Annotated in this window: 19 protein-coding genes and 1 pseudogene; 7 read left to right on the forward strand and 13 right to left on the reverse strand. The window is 70.8% G+C overall.

Features of this window, described 5'->3' with window-relative positions:
- Positions 1 to 1386: DHA2 family efflux MFS transporter permease subunit (locus KS423_RS19915; RefSeq protein WP_224280911.1), on the reverse strand; the 1386-nt coding region annotated here is incomplete at its 3' end.
- A 25-nt stretch (positions 1387 to 1411) separates the two neighbouring features.
- Positions 1412 to 1993 (reverse strand): NADPH-dependent FMN reductase, encoded by a 582-nt coding sequence (locus KS423_RS19920; RefSeq protein WP_224280912.1) that lies wholly within the window; start codon positions 1991 to 1993, stop codon positions 1412 to 1414.
- A gap of 133 nt (positions 1994 to 2126) precedes the next feature.
- On the opposite strand from KS423_RS19920, the gene KS423_RS19925 reads away from it, so the two are divergent.
- Together KS423_RS19925 and KS423_RS19930 are read left to right on the forward strand one after the other, a co-directional pair.
- Positions 2127 to 2783 (forward strand): TetR/AcrR family transcriptional regulator, encoded by a 657-nt coding sequence (locus KS423_RS19925; RefSeq protein WP_224280913.1) that lies wholly within the window; start codon positions 2127 to 2129, stop codon positions 2781 to 2783.
- A gap of 285 nt (positions 2784 to 3068) precedes the next feature.
- Positions 3069 to 4391, forward strand: a complete 1323-nt coding sequence (locus KS423_RS19930) for a helicase associated domain-containing protein (RefSeq protein ID WP_224280914.1) — start codon at positions 3069 to 3071, stop codon at positions 4389 to 4391.
- A 224-nt stretch (positions 4392 to 4615) separates the two neighbouring features.
- Here the strand turns inward: KS423_RS19930 and KS423_RS19935 are convergent, their stop codons facing one another.
- The 6 genes from KS423_RS19935 to KS423_RS19960 all read right to left on the reverse strand — a co-directional run bounded on the left by KS423_RS19935 (position 4616) and on the right by KS423_RS19960 (position 8865).
- Entirely contained in the window at positions 4616 to 4876 is a 261-nt protein-coding gene (locus KS423_RS19935; RefSeq protein ID WP_224280915.1) for a hypothetical protein, read from the reverse strand.
- A 173-nt stretch (positions 4877 to 5049) separates the two neighbouring features.
- A complete protein-coding gene (locus tag KS423_RS19940; protein ID WP_224280916.1) occupies positions 5050 to 6381 on the reverse strand; it encodes an RNA polymerase sigma factor in 1332 nt (443 codons plus the stop codon).
- Positions 6354 to 6773 (reverse strand): YciI family protein, encoded by a 420-nt coding sequence (locus KS423_RS19945; protein WP_224280917.1) that lies wholly within the window; start codon positions 6771 to 6773, stop codon positions 6354 to 6356. The genes KS423_RS19940 and KS423_RS19945 overlap by 28 nt, the downstream gene beginning before the upstream one ends.
- Before the next feature lie 234 nt (positions 6774 to 7007).
- Positions 7008 to 7160 carry a hypothetical protein gene (locus KS423_RS19950; protein WP_224280918.1) on the reverse strand — a complete coding sequence of 51 codons (153 nt, stop codon included), beginning with the start codon at positions 7158 to 7160 and terminating at the stop codon, positions 7008 to 7010.
- Between the two features lie 574 nt (positions 7161 to 7734).
- Positions 7735 to 7998 (reverse strand): hypothetical protein, encoded by a 264-nt coding sequence (locus KS423_RS19955; RefSeq protein ID WP_224280919.1) that lies wholly within the window; start codon positions 7996 to 7998, stop codon positions 7735 to 7737.
- 183 nt (positions 7999 to 8181) lie between these two features.
- A complete protein-coding gene (locus KS423_RS19960; RefSeq protein ID WP_224280920.1) occupies positions 8182 to 8865 on the reverse strand; it encodes a TetR/AcrR family transcriptional regulator in 684 nt (227 codons plus the stop codon).
- A gap of 147 nt (positions 8866 to 9012) precedes the next feature.
- Here KS423_RS19960 and KS423_RS19965 point away from each other — a divergent pair, with 147 nt between their 5' ends.
- Entirely contained in the window at positions 9013 to 9531 is a 519-nt protein-coding gene (locus KS423_RS19965; protein WP_224280921.1) for a hypothetical protein, read from the forward strand.
- A gap of 161 nt (positions 9532 to 9692) precedes the next feature.
- Positions 9693 to 10040 (forward strand): hypothetical protein, encoded by a 348-nt coding sequence (locus KS423_RS19970; protein WP_224280922.1) that lies wholly within the window; start codon positions 9693 to 9695, stop codon positions 10038 to 10040.
- Positions 10041 to 10279: 239 nt separating this feature from the next.
- On the opposite strand, the gene KS423_RS19975 is transcribed toward KS423_RS19970, so the two are convergent.
- The gene (locus tag KS423_RS19975; protein ID WP_224280923.1) at positions 10280 to 10624 is read right to left on the reverse strand and encodes a hypothetical protein; all 345 of its coding nucleotides are present in this window, start codon (positions 10622 to 10624) and stop codon (positions 10280 to 10282) included.
- 63 nt (positions 10625 to 10687) lie between these two features.
- A protein-coding gene (locus KS423_RS19980) for an IS5 family transposase (RefSeq protein ID WP_374119988.1) occupies positions 10688 to 11613 on the reverse strand; the annotation gives its coding sequence in 2 pieces (ribosomal slippage) (positions 10688 to 11245 and positions 11248 to 11613; 924 coding nt in all).
- A 143-nt stretch (positions 11614 to 11756) separates the two neighbouring features.
- On the opposite strand from KS423_RS19980, the pseudogene KS423_RS19990 reads away from it, so the two are divergent.
- A pseudogene (locus KS423_RS19990) lies at positions 11757 to 12185 on the forward strand (transposase); the annotation flags it as partial.
- A gap of 75 nt (positions 12186 to 12260) precedes the next feature.
- Here the strand turns inward: KS423_RS19990 and KS423_RS19995 are convergent.
- Together KS423_RS19995 and KS423_RS20000 are read right to left on the reverse strand one after the other, a co-directional pair.
- Positions 12261 to 12638, reverse strand: coding sequence for a nuclear transport factor 2 family protein (locus KS423_RS19995; RefSeq protein WP_224280924.1), 378 nt, complete (start codon positions 12636 to 12638; stop codon positions 12261 to 12263).
- 486 nt (positions 12639 to 13124) lie between these two features.
- Positions 13125 to 13274, reverse strand: a complete 150-nt coding sequence (locus tag KS423_RS20000; protein ID WP_224280925.1) for a hypothetical protein — start codon at positions 13272 to 13274, stop codon at positions 13125 to 13127.
- Positions 13275 to 13283: 9 nt separating this feature from the next.
- Between KS423_RS20000 and KS423_RS20005 the strand changes: the two genes are divergently transcribed.
- Positions 13284 to 13598, forward strand: a complete 315-nt coding sequence (locus KS423_RS20005) for a hypothetical protein (protein WP_224280926.1) — start codon at positions 13284 to 13286, stop codon at positions 13596 to 13598.
- 7 nt (positions 13599 to 13605) lie between these two features.
- Here the strand turns inward: KS423_RS20005 and KS423_RS20010 are convergent, their stop codons facing one another.
- Positions 13606 to 13824, reverse strand: coding sequence for a hypothetical protein (locus KS423_RS20010; protein WP_224280927.1), 219 nt, complete (start codon positions 13822 to 13824; stop codon positions 13606 to 13608).
- Between the two features lie 223 nt (positions 13825 to 14047).
- Here KS423_RS20010 and KS423_RS20015 point away from each other — a divergent pair, with 223 nt between their 5' ends.
- The gene (locus tag KS423_RS20015) at positions 14048 to 14893 is read left to right on the forward strand and encodes a MerR family transcriptional regulator (RefSeq protein WP_224280928.1); all 846 of its coding nucleotides are present in this window, start codon (positions 14048 to 14050) and stop codon (positions 14891 to 14893) included.
- Positions 14894 to 15017: the final 124 nt, after the last annotated feature.

Here is a 15017-nt window from a genome sequence, read left to right on the forward strand (position 1 = left end):
GGCGCCGTCCAGGGCCTGCACGGCGGCCAGTGCGCCGCCGGCCTCCCCGCCGGCGAGCGTGGTCGGCAGCCGGTCGGCCATCGCCCCGGTGAGCAGGACGGACATCAGGGCGGTGCCGAGCGAGGCGGAGACCTGCTGGACGATGGTGACCAGGGTGGTGGCGGCCGGGACCTCGGCCGGGGCGACGCTGCGGGTGGCGGCCGCCATGGCCGGCATCAGCGTCATGCCGATGCCCGTCCCCATCACCACCAAGGCGGCGATCAGGTGAGGGTACGGGGTGTCGGCGGCGACCTGGACGGTGAAGCCGAGGAAGCCGGTGGCGGCCACGGCGGTGCCGGTGACCACGATCCGGCCGGGTGCGAAACGGTCTGCCAGCCGGCCGGAGAACTGCATGGTGATGCCGGTGGCAAGCGCCTGCGGGATGCCGAGCAGGCCGACGTCGGTGGCGCTTTGGCCGCGCACCAGCTGGTAGTAGAGCGGGAGCAGCAGCATCGAGCCGAAGTAGCCGCAGCCGAACAAGGCGATGGTGGCGGCGGGCCCGGCGAAGGTGCGTCGGGCCAGCAGCCGCAGGTCGATCAGCGGCTGCGCCGCGGTCAGCGCCCGGACGACGAACCCGGCGACCAGGGCCGCGCCGGCCAGGGTGGGCAGCAGGCTGCCGGCCGCGGCGGGGTGTCCGTGCTCGGCGCCCAGCCCGTAGATCAGTGCGGCCAGGCCCGGGGAGAGCGTCAGCAGGCCGGGCAGGTCCAGTCGGCGGCGGGCGTCGCCGCCGTCGCGGGGCAGCAGCCGGGCGGCGAGAGCGAGGGCGAGCGCGCCGAGCGGCAGGTTGGTCAGGAAGACCCAGCGCCATGAGGCCTCGTCGACCAGCCAGCCGCCGAGCACCGGCCCGGCCAGCGGGCCGATCAGGACGGGGATGCCGAGCACGCTCATGGTGCGGCCGGTGCGGGCCGGGTCGCAGGCGCGGACCAGGACGGTCATCCCGACCGGCATCACCATGCCGCCGCCCAGGCCTTGAAGGAAGCGGAAGGCGATCAGCGAGGGGGCGTCCCAGGCGGCGCCGGCCAGCGCCGAGCCGAGCACGAACAGGGTGAGCGCGGTCAGGTAGAGGCGACGGGTGCCGAACCGTCCGATCGCCCAGGCGGTGACCGGGGTGACGGTGGCGAGCGCCAGGGTGTAGCCGGTGGTGACCCACTGGATGGTGGCCAGCGGGGCACCGAAGTCCCCGGCGAGGCGGTTCAGGGCGACGTTGACGATCGTGGTGTCGAGGACGGTCATCAGCGAGCCGAGGACCACGACGGCGGCGACGGCCGCGGTGCGCGGACCGGGTCCGGCCGCGGTGGCTGTGTGGGTGGCTGTCCCGGCCGTGACCGGCCCGGTGGCGGTGCTCATCTTCTTCGTTCCCCCCGGCCGCGGTTCAGACGCCGTACGGGCGGACGGTACGGGCATCCCGGAGCGCGTGCGCCCACCAGGTGAGCTGGTCGAGCATGCCCTTGGCGGCGCCGTTCTGGACGGTCGGGTCGACCGGCTCGCCGTCCTCGCCGAAGAGGCCCCAGACGTTGTGGAAGCTGACGGTGTCGCGGACGGTGACGGCGTGCAGCTCGGCGAAGACCAGCCGGAGCTGCTCGACCGCGCGCAGCCCGCCGCCGAGACCGCCGTAGGAGACGAAGCCGACCGGCTTGGCCCGCCACTCGGCGCCGTGCAGGTCGATGGCGTTCTTGAGGGCGGCCGGGAAGCTGTGGTTGTACTCCGGGGTGATCACCACGAAGGCGTCGGCGGCGGCCAGCCGGGGCGTAAGGGCCGCGTGCCGCTCGGCCTGCTCGGCGGTGGGCTCCTCGCCCACGTGGGCCAGCGGGTGCTCGGCCAGGTCGACGACGTCGATGTCGAGGTCCGCGCGCTGCCCGGCGGTGCGGACGAACCAGTTGGCGACGGTGGGCGCGAAGCGGCCCTGCCGGGTGCTGGCGATGATGACGGCGAGGCGGAACGGGGTCTCGGACATGGCTGTCTCCAGGAGTGTGCTGCTGTTCTGTCACCGCCCGTTCGGACGGCACGTCAGGTAAAGTACAACGTGTATGGCAACAAGTACAACGGTGCCTGTAAATTTTTGAGGGAACGGCAATGAAGGAGACTCCATGACCAGCAGGCAGGAAACGCCGGACCGGCCCCGTCGGGGACTGGCCGAGAAGCGCCAGGCCATCACCCGGGCCGCCCGCACGGTCTTCGGCCGGGACGGCTACACCCGCGCCAGCATCGACGCCATCGCGGCGGAGGCCGGGGTGTCCACCCGCACCATCTACAACCACTTCACGGGCAAGGAACTGCTCTTCCAGACCGTCGTCCGGGAAAGCGCGGCACAGGTCGCCGACGCCCAGCTGGACATCATCGAGCGCCGACTCGCGAAGGTCACCGACCTGGAGGCGGACCTCACCGCGTTCGCCATGGCCTGGGTGACCCCGCTGACCGAGTTCGCCGACCACTTCGGGCTGGTGCGCCAGATCAACGCCGAGGCCCGGCACCTGCCGCAGGCCGCCCTCGACGCCTGGCAGGAGACCGGGCCGCGCCGGGTGTCCGCCGCCCTCGGCCACCGGTTCGGGGAACTGGCCGAGGACGGGTGGTTGGAGGCACCGGACCCAGGGCGGGCGGCCGCGCACTTCGTGCTGCTGACCACGACGGAGGTCACCCAGCGTTCGTACTGGGGCGCGTACCCACTGGACCGGGCGGAGACCGAGGAGATCGTCGTCGCCGGCATCCGGGCCTTCCTGCGCGCCTACGCGGCACCCCACCGGTGACACTGCCGCACCCCTCGAACGCGGTCGGCCCCGGACAGACCGGGGCCGACCGCCAGTCCCGGACCCTAGCCACCACTCCCCCACCCAGCCGCACGGTTGACCAGGAACTTCATCCCCGCAGGCGACATCCACACCAAACGTCACCCACACACAGGCCAGAGGGTCTACAGGCCAGCACCATCCCAGCTCAGCCACATACCAAACGCCCCTCACCACAAGACCAGCTCTAGCTAGATAATCGACATCCCGGACGCAGATTCCGTTCTCCTGCACGGGCGGGGAAGCATGGTGGATATCGTCCAGGCCACCGGTCGGGCCCTGCGGATGAAGCCCGGTGAAGGGAAGACCGCGAGCCTTATCGTGCCGGTTTTCCTGAAGCCCCGGGGGGAGCCAGGTGACATTCTGGAATCGGATCCCTATGGGGCGCTTGTTCGGATTTTGACCGCTTTGAGGTCTCACGACGCACGCGTGGTGGAGGTCCTCGCCGTGCCCCAGAAGTCCGGCAAGCGCACGAAGGGGCGCAGCGCTGAGGCAGCTTCCGGGCCTGGTGAGAGCTGGTCTGGTGAGGGTGGTTCGGGGGCGTTCACGCTGCCGGTCCGCTTCCAGGCTCCAGTGGACGAGAACGTGCTCGCCCTGTTCATCGCTTCGCGGGTGCTGACGGGTGAGAACCAGTTCTGGCGGGAGGGCATCAGCCACGCCCGGCGCTGGCACGAGGAGACCGGTGGACTCGATATTCCCTATTCCGCGATGGTCGGCGAAGAGGGGAACTTTCCGCTCGGGAAATGGCTCTCCGACCGGCGGGCCGAGCATTCTGCTGGTGAATTGGCGCGACATCGCGTCGACATGCCGGATGCGCTCGGGATGATCTGGTCCGTCTCCGACGCCCGCTTCGAGGCCGGGCTCGACTGGGCCAGGGTCTGGGCGAAGGGCCACGGCGGCAGCCTGGCGGCGCCGGCCCGGGCGTCGGCCGGCGGGTATGCGATCGGGGCCTGGCTCGCCGGGCTTCGGGCTGCGGCCCAGGGGCCGGCCGACCAGTTGGGCGCGCTCGCTCCGGGGCGCCGGGCCGCGCTGGAGGAGACCGACCCATGGCGGTGCCCCGCCTGGCCGGTCACCTGGCAACGCGCCTACAGCGTGGCGCGGCAGTGGTGGCCGGCAGCCGACGGCCGCGTCGACCGGACCGCCCTGCCCGTGGACCCCGTCTTCGAGGGCGAGCAACTCTGCCGCTGGGTCGTGGCGCAGCGCGCCGACCGGCCCGGGCTGGAGGAGGATCAGCGGGACCTGCTGTCGGCAATCGGGGTCAAGGAAGACCAGGAGCTGGTGGCGGCGAAGGCCGTGGCGGATGCGAAGCCGAAGGTGTCCCGTGCCGACCGTTTCACCCCGGGCCTGGCCGCCCCGGCGGCCTTCGTCGAGCGCGAGGGACATGCGAAGGTTCCCCGACCCCACAAGGAGCCGCTTGAGGTCGTGGTGGCCGGGCCTGGTGGAGAGGCGAGCGTGGAGGTCGTCTCCGTCGGGCTGGGGGCGTTCTCGAACAACACGAAGGCGCGCCGGGCCAAGCTCACCGCCGGGCAGCTCGCGCAGCTCGCCGAGCACGGCGTCGAGTGGGCGTAGCGGTCGGCGGTGGGCTGCCCCGGGCCGGGGCGGTGCCGAGGCTGGCGGTAGGCTGCTGCGGCCCCGAGAAGGCACTGGAGGCCGTCACCTCCGCGTGGGATGGCGGCCTTTTGGCGTTAGCGCACCGGCCGCCCCGTTGCGGTGAATTCCGCGGCTTCGGCCACGTGGTCCAGGGCGGGGGTGGGTCCGTCGGTGGCAGGCTGAGGGCCGGCCCGCATGGTGGGTCATCCGAGGCGGCTGAAGACCCGGCGTAGGAGTTCCTGGTCGATCTGCGGGCGCCCGGTGCGGGCCAACGCGGTGCGAGCGTGCGCCGTCAGCTGGGCCCAGGTACGGAAGTTGCCGTGAGCGGCGTGCTGGTCGGCGAAGGCGATGTCGTCCGGGTGCGCGTCGGCCCGGACGGGGTGGAAGAGCGGGATCACCTCCAGGACCTCCTCTGGGGTGGGGCGGGCGAGGCGTTGCCAGATGAAGATCCTGGAAGAGAGCATCGGTTCTTTGCGCAGGGTCTGGTAGCAGTCTTCTCCGCCCACGAAGAGGACGGCGAGCTGGGTGTAGGGGTCGTCCCAGAGGTACTGACGTTGAATTCGTGACTGCCGCCCAACCCGCTGACACCACCCCACCCACTCACAGGGGTAGGACGGCTGCACTACTCAGGTGGGCGTCACTCCAGGGCGGCCGCCTTGCGCAGCAGCACCGCCCGCTCGCGGGCGTTGCGGCACAGGCGGGCGGCGAGTTCCAGTTCGGCACGGGCCTCGGTGGTGCGGCCGAGGCGGACCAGCAGCTCGCCGCGCACGCTCGGGAGCAGATGAGAGCCCGACAGACGGCCGGAGGCGAGCAGGTCGTCGACCAGGGACAGTGCCTCATACGGTCCGCTCGCCATCGCGACGGCCACTGCCCGGTTGAGCTCGACGACGGGTGACGGGGCCACGCGGCCGAGCGCCTCGTACAGGAGCACGATGCGTTCCCAGTCGGTCTCCTGCACCGAGGGCGCCATCGCGTGGCACGCGGCGATGCCCGCCTGCAGACCGTACGGTCCAAGGCCCCGCCCGAGGGCGGAAGCCCGGCCGAGTGCGGCCAGGCCACGACGGATCGCGGAACGGTCCCACAGGCGGCGGTCCTGGTCCTCCAGCAGTACCGCCTCGCCGTCGGGCCCGGTGCGCGCCGGGAAGCGCGCAGCGGTGAGCTCGAACAACGCGAGCTGGCCGTGCACCTCCGGCTCACCCGGCAGCAGGGCGGCCAGCATTCGGGCCAACCGCACGGCCTCGTACGCGAGATCCGGGCGCAGCAGGTGGTCTCCGGTGGTCGCTGTCGAGCCTTCCGTGAAGATCACGTACAGGACGCTCAGGACGGCGCTGAGGCGCCCCGGCCGTTCCTCGGACGCGGGGAGTTCGAACGGCACGTGGGCGGCGGCGATCGTCTTCTTCGCGCGGGTGATCCTGGCCTGGACGGTCGGGGTGGGCACGAGGAACGCGCGCGCGATCTCCTCACTGGACAGGCCGCCCACCACGCGCAGCGTTAGCGCCACCCGGGCCTCGGGCGAGAGCACCGGATGGCAGGCGGTGAACATGAGCGCGAGGACGTCGTCGTCGACACGGTCGGGATCCCAGGGCAGGTTGCCCGGCCGGTCGGGTGGGGCCTGCGCGCCGGAGCTGAACTCGCCCTCGGCCAGTGGGCCGGCGAGCAGGGCGTACCGTTCGTCGAGCGCCGACCTGCGGCGGAAGGCGTCGACGGCCCGCCGCCGCGCGGTCGCGAGCAGCCAGCCCACCGGGCTGGCCGGTGCACCGCCTGCCGACCAGGAGACGAGTGCCTCGGCCAGCGCCTCCTGCGCGACGTCCTCGGCGAGCGCGAAGTCCCCGGTGTAGCGGGCCAGCGCGCCGACGATCCGCGCGGACTCGATCCGCCAGACCGCCTCGACGGCCCGCCGCGCCGAGGCGGCGCTCGGCGGGCCGTCGACAGCCGGGGGCGTCACAGCTGGCCGGTCCGCTCGCGCCACGCCCGCTCCTTGACGATCCACTCGTTGTCCTGCGGGAACTCCTCGATGCCCGGCACGCGGCGGACCTCACACTTCGAGCCCGGGAACGCCGGGAGCCGCTTGGCCCACTCGACCGCTTCCTCCTTCGACGCGACGTCGATCAGGTAGAAACCGCCGAACAGTTCCTTCGTTTCACCGTACGGCCCATCGGTGACCACTGGGGTCTGGCCACTGAAGTCGACCACCACGCCCTGGGACGGGTCGTCCAGACCCTCCGCGGCGACGAGCACCCCCGCCCGGATCAGCTCGTCGTTGAAGCGGCCCACCGTCTCCAGCATCTCCTCGAACGGCGTGGCCATCATCTTCGCGACGGACTCGTCCGTGCCCCGCATGATCAGCATGTACTTCGCCATCGTCAGCCTCCTTGATCGGGGATCGTCTCTCGACCCTCTCAGTCCCAGGTCGAACGGCGCAGCCACAGATCGACACGACGGAAGGAAATCTTTCAGGCCTTCGCACCATGTTGGTACCGACGGAAGCCGGGAGACCGCGGCGTGAGCGGGAACCGAGGAGCACGGAGCAGGCCAAGTAGCGCGAAACTCCGGCCATCTACGGTGCACCGTCACAGCCGGGCAGGCGGGAGAAGGTCAGCGCCACTGGTAGGAGGCGCTGGTCATCGCCGGGAGCAGCATCGGGCCCACGGCCGCGCCGGTGTCGGGTCGGGTGGCCTGGTCGAGGGCGGGGCTGATGTCCGGGTAGAGGTGGAGGGCGGCCGCACCGGTCGGCGGCAGCCACACCACCGGCGCCCGGTCGGGGTCGTCCTGCTCTTGTCGCGCTGCGCCTGACCGCCGAGCAGGCCGCGGCCCTCGATCTCGCCGAGGGCCGGGAGTACGAGATCACCGCCGTCGTCCGGGCCGCGGACGGGAAGGCCATCGCGTTCCCCGACACGGTCGTCCACACCATCCCGGCCCGCTGGCTGCGCCCGCCCGGCGAGCGGCCGGAGCTCCACCCGGACACGGACCACTTCCATCGCGCTCCGGTGTGCCGGGACGCGGACGGGATGACACCGGCGGAGATCGACCACGCGGTGGGGAAGGCACTGGAGCAGCTCCGAGGCCTGGCGCTGGAGGACCCGAACGTCGACCATTCGGTGCTCACCGCCGAGGCGGACCACCAGGAGTGGCTGCGGATCGCCGAACGGGTGCGGGCGGCACAATCTGGCCGCCTACGACCCGCGGACCGATCCGAACGCGGTGGAGCACCCGCCGCTGATCCGCTTCCGGCAGAACCTGACGAAGGCCGGCGTGTCCTCTGACAAGTGATCTCGACAGTCGGCCAGGTGAGTTTGACCGCCCGCTCACTCGGCAGCCGGGTTCAGCTGTCGTTCGAGGCAACCTCGGCAAGGGCCTGAAGCAGGAAGGTCGTCACTGTCCCAGGGTCTGCGCCCTTGCCCCAGAGACAGTCAGCCGTGCGCTCGTCCAGGTCGACGTTCTCCAGCACGTAGCCGTCGGCGATCTCGTCACCGCCGGGGCGCTCGCGCACCAGGACATGCGCGGGCCGGTCCCGGGGCCCGGCCACCGTCTCGAAGTCCTCAACGTCAGGGCAGCCCCGGAACTGGTACACCCGCTGCTCCGCCACGCCTGTCGTCTTCCCAGCGTGATCGAGATCGCCAACGAGCTGGCCCGGATCTCGGGCCCGCTCCAGGAGCCGGCGGAGGCCAGGAGCCGCTCCTGACCGCCGCATGAGTGCGGGCGCCACGCAGAAGCCCAGGCCTGCATGCTGTGCGGGCCTTCGGTACCCGGCGGCCGCGCTGACCGTTTGTCAGCTGTTCGTCCGACGCAGGCGGTCCTCCAGGCCGTCGAGGAGGGACTGGAGGCCGAAGTCGAAGGTGTCGTCCGGGGCCTCGGCGTAGTCGGTGGAAGCGGCGGAGTCGATCCGGGCGCGTAGCCGGGGGAACCCGGAGGCGGCCTCGACGGCCTGCTTCATCACCGCGCCGAACACCTCCTCGGCGTCGCCGCCCTCGCGTTCGATCCTGCGGGTGAGCGAGGTGGTGGCGGCGGCGGGTGCGGCGTTGCCGAGGACGTAGGTGAAGACCGAGGCGGCGGCCCGGTCGGCCTGCGAGCCGGTGAAGCCGGCCTTCTCGTAGACGGCGAGGCTGTGGTCGTCGTGGCGGGCCTTGCCGGTGCCGTGGAAGAGGTGGGTGGCGAAGGCCTGCACCAGCCAGGGGTGGCGGGTGAGCATCGCGTGCAGGTCGTGGGCCATGGCGGTGGCGGCGGTGCGCCAGTCGACCGCGTCGAGGTCGGGGAGACGGATCTCGTCCCAGACCTGGTCCCCGGCGAGGGTGAGGAGGCCGTCCTTGTTCTTGACGTGCCAGTAGACGGCGGTAGCGGCGGAGTTCAGGCGCTTGCCCAGTGCGCGCATGTTGAGGCCTTCCAGGCCTTCGGTGTCGAGCAGCTCGACGGCGGTCCGGACGATCTGTTCGCGGGTCAGCGTGTCGCGTGGCATGCGTTCACGATAGGTCACCGCAGCCCGTCTTGCACAAAGTTCAAGAAGGCACTTGCACAGCGTTCAACTCGACCCCTACAGTTCTCGGCACCGGAACTTGAACTATGTAAAAGTCGCTCGGAGAACCCGCCCCAGAAGGAGAATCCCGTGAACACGCTCGCCGCCGCCGCCCAGATCCTCGTCGCCGCCGCCTTCGCCTCCATCCCGCTACTGCGCCACCGTTTCGGCGCCGTCGCCAAGGCCGCCGCCGTCACCGAGCTGCAGCGCCAGGGCATCCGCCCGGCCGTCCTGGAGGAGAACAGGCTCCGCTTCGACGCCGGCGGCCACGAATGGTGGGCCCCGGGCTCCTTCGCCGCCGCGAGCCTCACCGCCGCCGCCCTCAACCTGGCCGGCAACCCGCTCGGCACCACGCTGACCTGGGCTTTCTCCACGCTCACGTTCCTCGCCAACATCCTGATCCTGCAGAGCCAGCTCGGTGCGGTGAAGTCCGTGCAGGTCGCCTTCCACCGCAAGGGCGACCCCGAGCTGGCCCTGGTCGACGTCCCCGCCTTCCTCAAGGCCGCCGAGGACGCCTTCCCGGCCTGGACCCGGATCCTCCAGAACGTCCGCCACACGGTGGTATTCGCCGGCTCCGCCCTCGCCCTGACCGCCGCCGCCATTGCCTGACACACACCGAACTCATCCCGACCGCTCTTACTTCTCACCAGCACTGAGCAGCGATCACAGCACCTCGTGCTCTCCGAAGTCACCAACAGCTGCTCTCAGAACTCACCTACGCAGCCAACCTGGTCGAGCGGGAGCTCCTGGGCCGGGACGTCGTCCCGGGCATGTGGACCTACCAGCTGATCGAGGCGTACGACCGCACCTACCACCGCGTGTTCACCGCTGTCGAGGAACAGGTCCGCCAAGGCCTCGCCGCCGGCCGCCGGCACCTGGCCGAGGCCGGGATCCAGCAGGCCGCCCGAGCCCGCCACCGCAGGCGCACCGCCCCGTACGGCCCGCGCCTCGCGGCTGCGCTGCTGGAAGACCAGGGGCAGTGCGGTCCGGTGTGCTGGAGCACGGCCGAGTCCGGCCACCAGGTCAACGACGGCGGCTACTCGTACCGCAACCCGGCCAACCGCTTCGCCCTGCCAACTGACCGGCTCGCCCGCGTGACGGCAGCGCTGGCCTTGTGAGTGGCATCCGGTGCGACGTTGTGGCGTCGTTCATGCGTGCCGGAACGGCAGGTCACAGGTCACCGGGCCGCGGTCAGCCCTGCGGCCTGCGGATCGAGTCAGGCAGCGCGAGAACCAACGGCAAGTCGACCAGACACCCGCCCGAAGCCGCAGGTCAAGCTCGCTCAGAATGACAAGTGATGCTGGAACCTACAACGGTCCGGGGGTAGCGTGGCATGCCGGCTCCGCGTTCAGGGTGATCATCCCGCCACGGCGGCTGTGCCACCGCTGTTGGACGTCTCAGCGAGGGCGGTGGGCTTCGTCGCTGCCGCGACGGTGCCCGTGGCGTCCGGGAGCCACAGCTCGGCGGAGCGCGGTCGCGCCGCCGAGCCCCGGCCCGAGGACTCCACCCTCACGCGCCGTCGTTCGAGCTGCCCCCAGCCGTCCTGCACTCCGGACCAGTGCCGGGCGGTCACGTCCAGGCGCAGGTGGGCACCGGGCCACGGGCCGGGGGTGATCAGGACGGTCCCGGCCCGGCGCAGGTGGCCGACGAGGCGGTCGACGGCCCGCGGCGCCAGGCTCCGGGGAGGGGCTGCGGCCAGCACGACGGGGCACGCGGCGGCCAGTCGAAATTTGACCGGTGCTGAAATTAGGTTCTGTCCGCGCGATCATGAGCGGAGCCAGATGATCAGCGCGGCGACCGTGACCGTGCCGAGGAAGACGTAGACGCGTTTGTCATATCTGGTCGCGACGGTGCGGTAGTTCTTCAGCTTGTTGATCGCGCGCTCGACGACGTTGCGCTTCTTGTATCGCTCTTTGTCGAATCCGGGCGGTCGACCGCCGGCGCTTCCCCGCTTGCGGCGGTTGGCTGCCTGGTCGGCCTTCTCGGGGATGGCGTGTCGGATCGCCCGTCGCCGCAGGTAGCGGCGGGTGCGCCGGTTGCTGTACGCCTTGTCGGCGCTGACGCTGTCGGGCGTGGTACGGGGGCGGCCGGTCGTCATACGCGGAACCCGGATCTTGTCCATGACGGGCTCGAACTGGGTGCAGTCGGCGCGCTGCCCCGGCGTGACGACCAGGGACAACACCCGACAGTACCCCTTCGCACTCAGGTGGATCTTGGTGGTGTGGCCGCCCCGGGATCGCCCGAGGGCCTCTCCGGCCGCACCACCGCCACCAGGCAGTTGAACAGCTCTGTCCACATCCGAGCATTCCTGATCGCGTGCGCGGCGCCCCCTTTGAGGACCGGCGGTGCATGGCGGGCTCCGGCCACGTGGTGGTGCGCACGGATCGACGTGGAGTCGACGGAGATGTCCCAGTCGATCCCACCGGCGGCATCCGCCTCCGCCTGGACCCGCTGGAGCAGGCGCTCCCACGTCCCGTCCGCCGACCAGCGGCGATGCCGCTCATGGACCGTCTTCCACGAACCGTAGCGCCCAGGAAGATCCCGCCACGGCACGCCCGTTCGCGTCCGGCACAGGATGCCGTTGATGACCTGCCGGTGGTCCCGCCACCTGCCACAACGCCCGTTACCCACCGGCAGCAGCGGCCGAAGCCGCTCCCACTGGCCGTCAGTCAGATCACCCCTACTCCCCATAGTCATATCAACGACTCAACTGATCGGCAGGACACGGCCTAGTCCGCGGTACAGCCCCAGTAAGCGATCTCCAGGATGATCACCGCCAGGATGCTGCCCTCACGGCGGACCGCCGATCTGATCGACGGGCACTGGCGGCTGCTGACCGCCTGTGGGACGTCAACCGACGCCGCAAGGGCACCGCCAACACCCTGGCCGCGCCGAAGTCGATCCGCGCCGCCCGACCCGACGGCGCCCCGATCTACATCATCCTGGACAACCTCTCCGCCCACACCGGCGCCGACATCCGCCGCTGGGCGAAGAAGAACACGGTCGAGCTGTGCTTCACCCCGACCTACACATCCTGGGCCAACCCGATCGAGGCCCACTTCGGCCTGCTGCGGCAGTTCACCCTGGCCAACTCCCACCACCGCAGCCACCCCACGCAAACCCAGGCACTGCACCGCTACCTGCGCTGGCGCAACGCCAACGCCCGCCACCCCGACGTACTTGCCGCCCAACGCAAGGAACGCGCCCGCATCCACAGCGAGAAGGGCATCCGCTGGGGCGGACGCCCCCTCAACGCCGCAGCCCGACCGACCGCGAACCGCAGCCCCGGAGTACCGAAAGGGACAAGTTCACGAGAAGGACAGCGACAGAAGGACGACTCAGGAGGCGGACGGCTCGATCTCCCCCGCAAAGACGATGACCTGGTCGATGAGGCTCCGCCGCAGATGGACGACGTCCGTTCCCGCCAGGCGGGGGCCTCCATCCGGCGTGGTGAAGACCCACTGGTACCGGGCCCACTCGCCAGGCATGTCCACCGCTGAGCAGCGCGCCATCGTGCCGGTCCCCGCCGGGTGGCGCCGGATGTCCAGCACGAACCGCTCGACCGCCGCGATTCCTTCGCTGCGACCCAACGGCCCCCAGAAGACCACATCTGAGGTCAGGGCCTGGGAGAGCAGGGCAGTCACATAACTGTCGTCCGAGGCGTTAAACGCGGAGATGAACGTGTCGATCGCGGAACGTGCCGTCTCTTCCTGCATGCCCCAGTAATACCAGCCGTTGCACGTGCGCTCGTCCCGCAAGCCGCCTTCCGATCACGGTAGACCATCCGTGCCGACAGCCGCGCCGGCGCGGGTCGAAATCGGCGCACCAACGGTGCCAAAACGTCCCCGGGTCTACCCACAGCTCCATAAAAACGCAGGTCAGAAGGGGGTACCCGAAAGTGCCAAAACGTCCCCGGCCGGCGGCGAGCAGCACCCAGCCAGCGGCGCAGCGGCCGTCAGGGCGCAGTCAGTGATGACGCCCGAGGGAAGCGGCGCAGCGGCCGGGTCCTGGGGGGAGCAGGGGGCGTTCCGCGGGACCCGGCCGGTTGGAGGCCAGCAGCGCCGGGGTGGCATGGCGCGGCTTCTGACACTGCAGCCCAGTGACGCCCGGTACTGCAGTTCGGTGACGCCTGCGCTGCAACTCGTTGTCGCGGGCTGCCGGCTGCGGCCTCGGTGAGGGCCGGATCTGGCGGTCTGGTGGCGTCAGTCGATGCCGAGGACGCCCCGGTCGATGCCGGTGAACTCGATGTCGAGGACAGCGGCCAGGACAGCGGCGAGGACGGCGGCCCAGTCGGCTTTGGAGGCTCCGGCGTCGCGGGCGCCGGACGCCCCGGGCGCGTGCTGGCGGACCATCGACGGCTGGTGGCCCGGTGGGAGGAGGTGTTCGAGGACCTGGACGAGGACGTCCTCGGCGAGGCCGCCCAGGGGGCCCGCCAGGAAGCGCGGGACCCGGGGGCCGTCGACGTCCTGGTGCGGGTCCTGTTCCGGCAGCTGGAGGACTGGAAGCAGGCCGGCGGCGCGCTGGAGGAGTCGCTGGGGGCGGCGGCGCTGGGCAGGCCGCTGCCGGTGTGGGCGGCCGACGCCTTGGCCGCCGAGCAGGGAAGGCTCTGGGGCGCACGTCAGGCGCTGCTGGAGGCCATCGCCCGGCACCACCACGGCGGCCCTGACGCCTGGTGAGGGCCGGTCAGCGGGCGGGGGCCGGTCGGGTGGGCTGGTGGGCGCGCAGGATGGCGTCCAGCGTCAGGTCCGCGGTGGGGTGGGTCTTGGGGCGGGAGAAGTTGTCGACGAGGAACCTGGCGCCTTGCGGCTGGTAGAGGAGGGCGATCCAGCCGGCCTGGCCCCACGGTCCGTCGGACAGGGGCGCGGTCCATCCGAAGTTCGACCAGCACCCCGGGGCAGCCACGGCGGCCAGGGGAACTGCATGACTCTGTCACCATGCCGCATCACAGGATGTCAGCGGAAATCCGCACCAGAGTGACACCATCCGCTCCCCCGCCGACGGCACTCCCCAGCTCCTCCACCATCCAGAGTCAGTGACACCCCCTGACCACCAGGTGACAACGAACCGCAGATTCGCAGGGGACGGGCTTGACTCTCGGGTAACGCGAGACGGCACAGTCAGTGCCGTGGACAGGAGAAACCTGCTGCCGATCGGGCAGTTCTCGCAGGCCAGCGGCCTCTCGGTCACTGCGCTTCGGCACTACGACGCCAGTGGCGTGCTGGTGCCGACGTTCGTCGATCCGGTGAGCGGCTACCGGTACTACCAGCGTGACCAGGTACGTACGGCGCAATCGATCAGGGCTCTGCGGCAGCTGGACATCCCGGTCGAAGAGGTGCGCCGGCTGCTCGGCGGCGGCGAGGAGGAGCTGGTCGCCGCCCTGCAGGCGCATCTGCGGGCGGCCGAGCGGCGGCTGGAGGTGCAGCGTTCCATGGTCCACAGCCTGTTGAACCGACTGACCGAAGGAGCAGAGATGACCCACCGCGTCACCGTGCGCCAGGGCGCCGCCGAACGGATCCTCGTTTGCGGGGCGACCCTGGACAACTCCGGGCTTGCCGCCTTCCTCCGCAGCGCCTACCAGGAGATGTACGAGGTCGCCGGCCGCGGCCCACTCACGCTCCCCGGGCCCGCTTTCGTCCGCTTCCACGGAGTGTGCGACGACGAGAACGAGACGCTCGTCGAGGCGTGCCTGCCGTTCTGGGAGGACGGCGCGCAGCCTACGGACCTGCCCGAGGGCATAACCGTGCGCGAGCTACCCGAAAGCACCCTCGCCTGCACGGAGGTTGAGGGCGCGGCCGCTGTGTTCCCGCAGATCCTCGGCGCGTACGACGCCGTCGCCGACTGGATCACCCAACACGGCTTTACTTTCGCGGGCCCGGTCCGGATGATCTTCCGCCGGTGGACCGGGACACCGGACGACCCGGACAACCGCTTGGAGATCGCCTGGCCGATCGACGAGCCTGCCGACGATTAGCCTCCGCCTTTCAGTTGGGCCTGGCTGAGCTCGGTTGATGGCACTGGCGACGCGTTGTGCCTGTGTGGGGGTGTGGGGACATGCCGAGGTCCCGACGCGTGGCCGGTGTCTCCAAGGTCCTCGG

Origin of the sequence: Streptomyces sp. LS1784 (assembly GCF_020103755.1) — a bacterium.
GTDB lineage: Bacteria > Actinomycetota > Actinomycetes > Streptomycetales > Streptomycetaceae > Kitasatospora.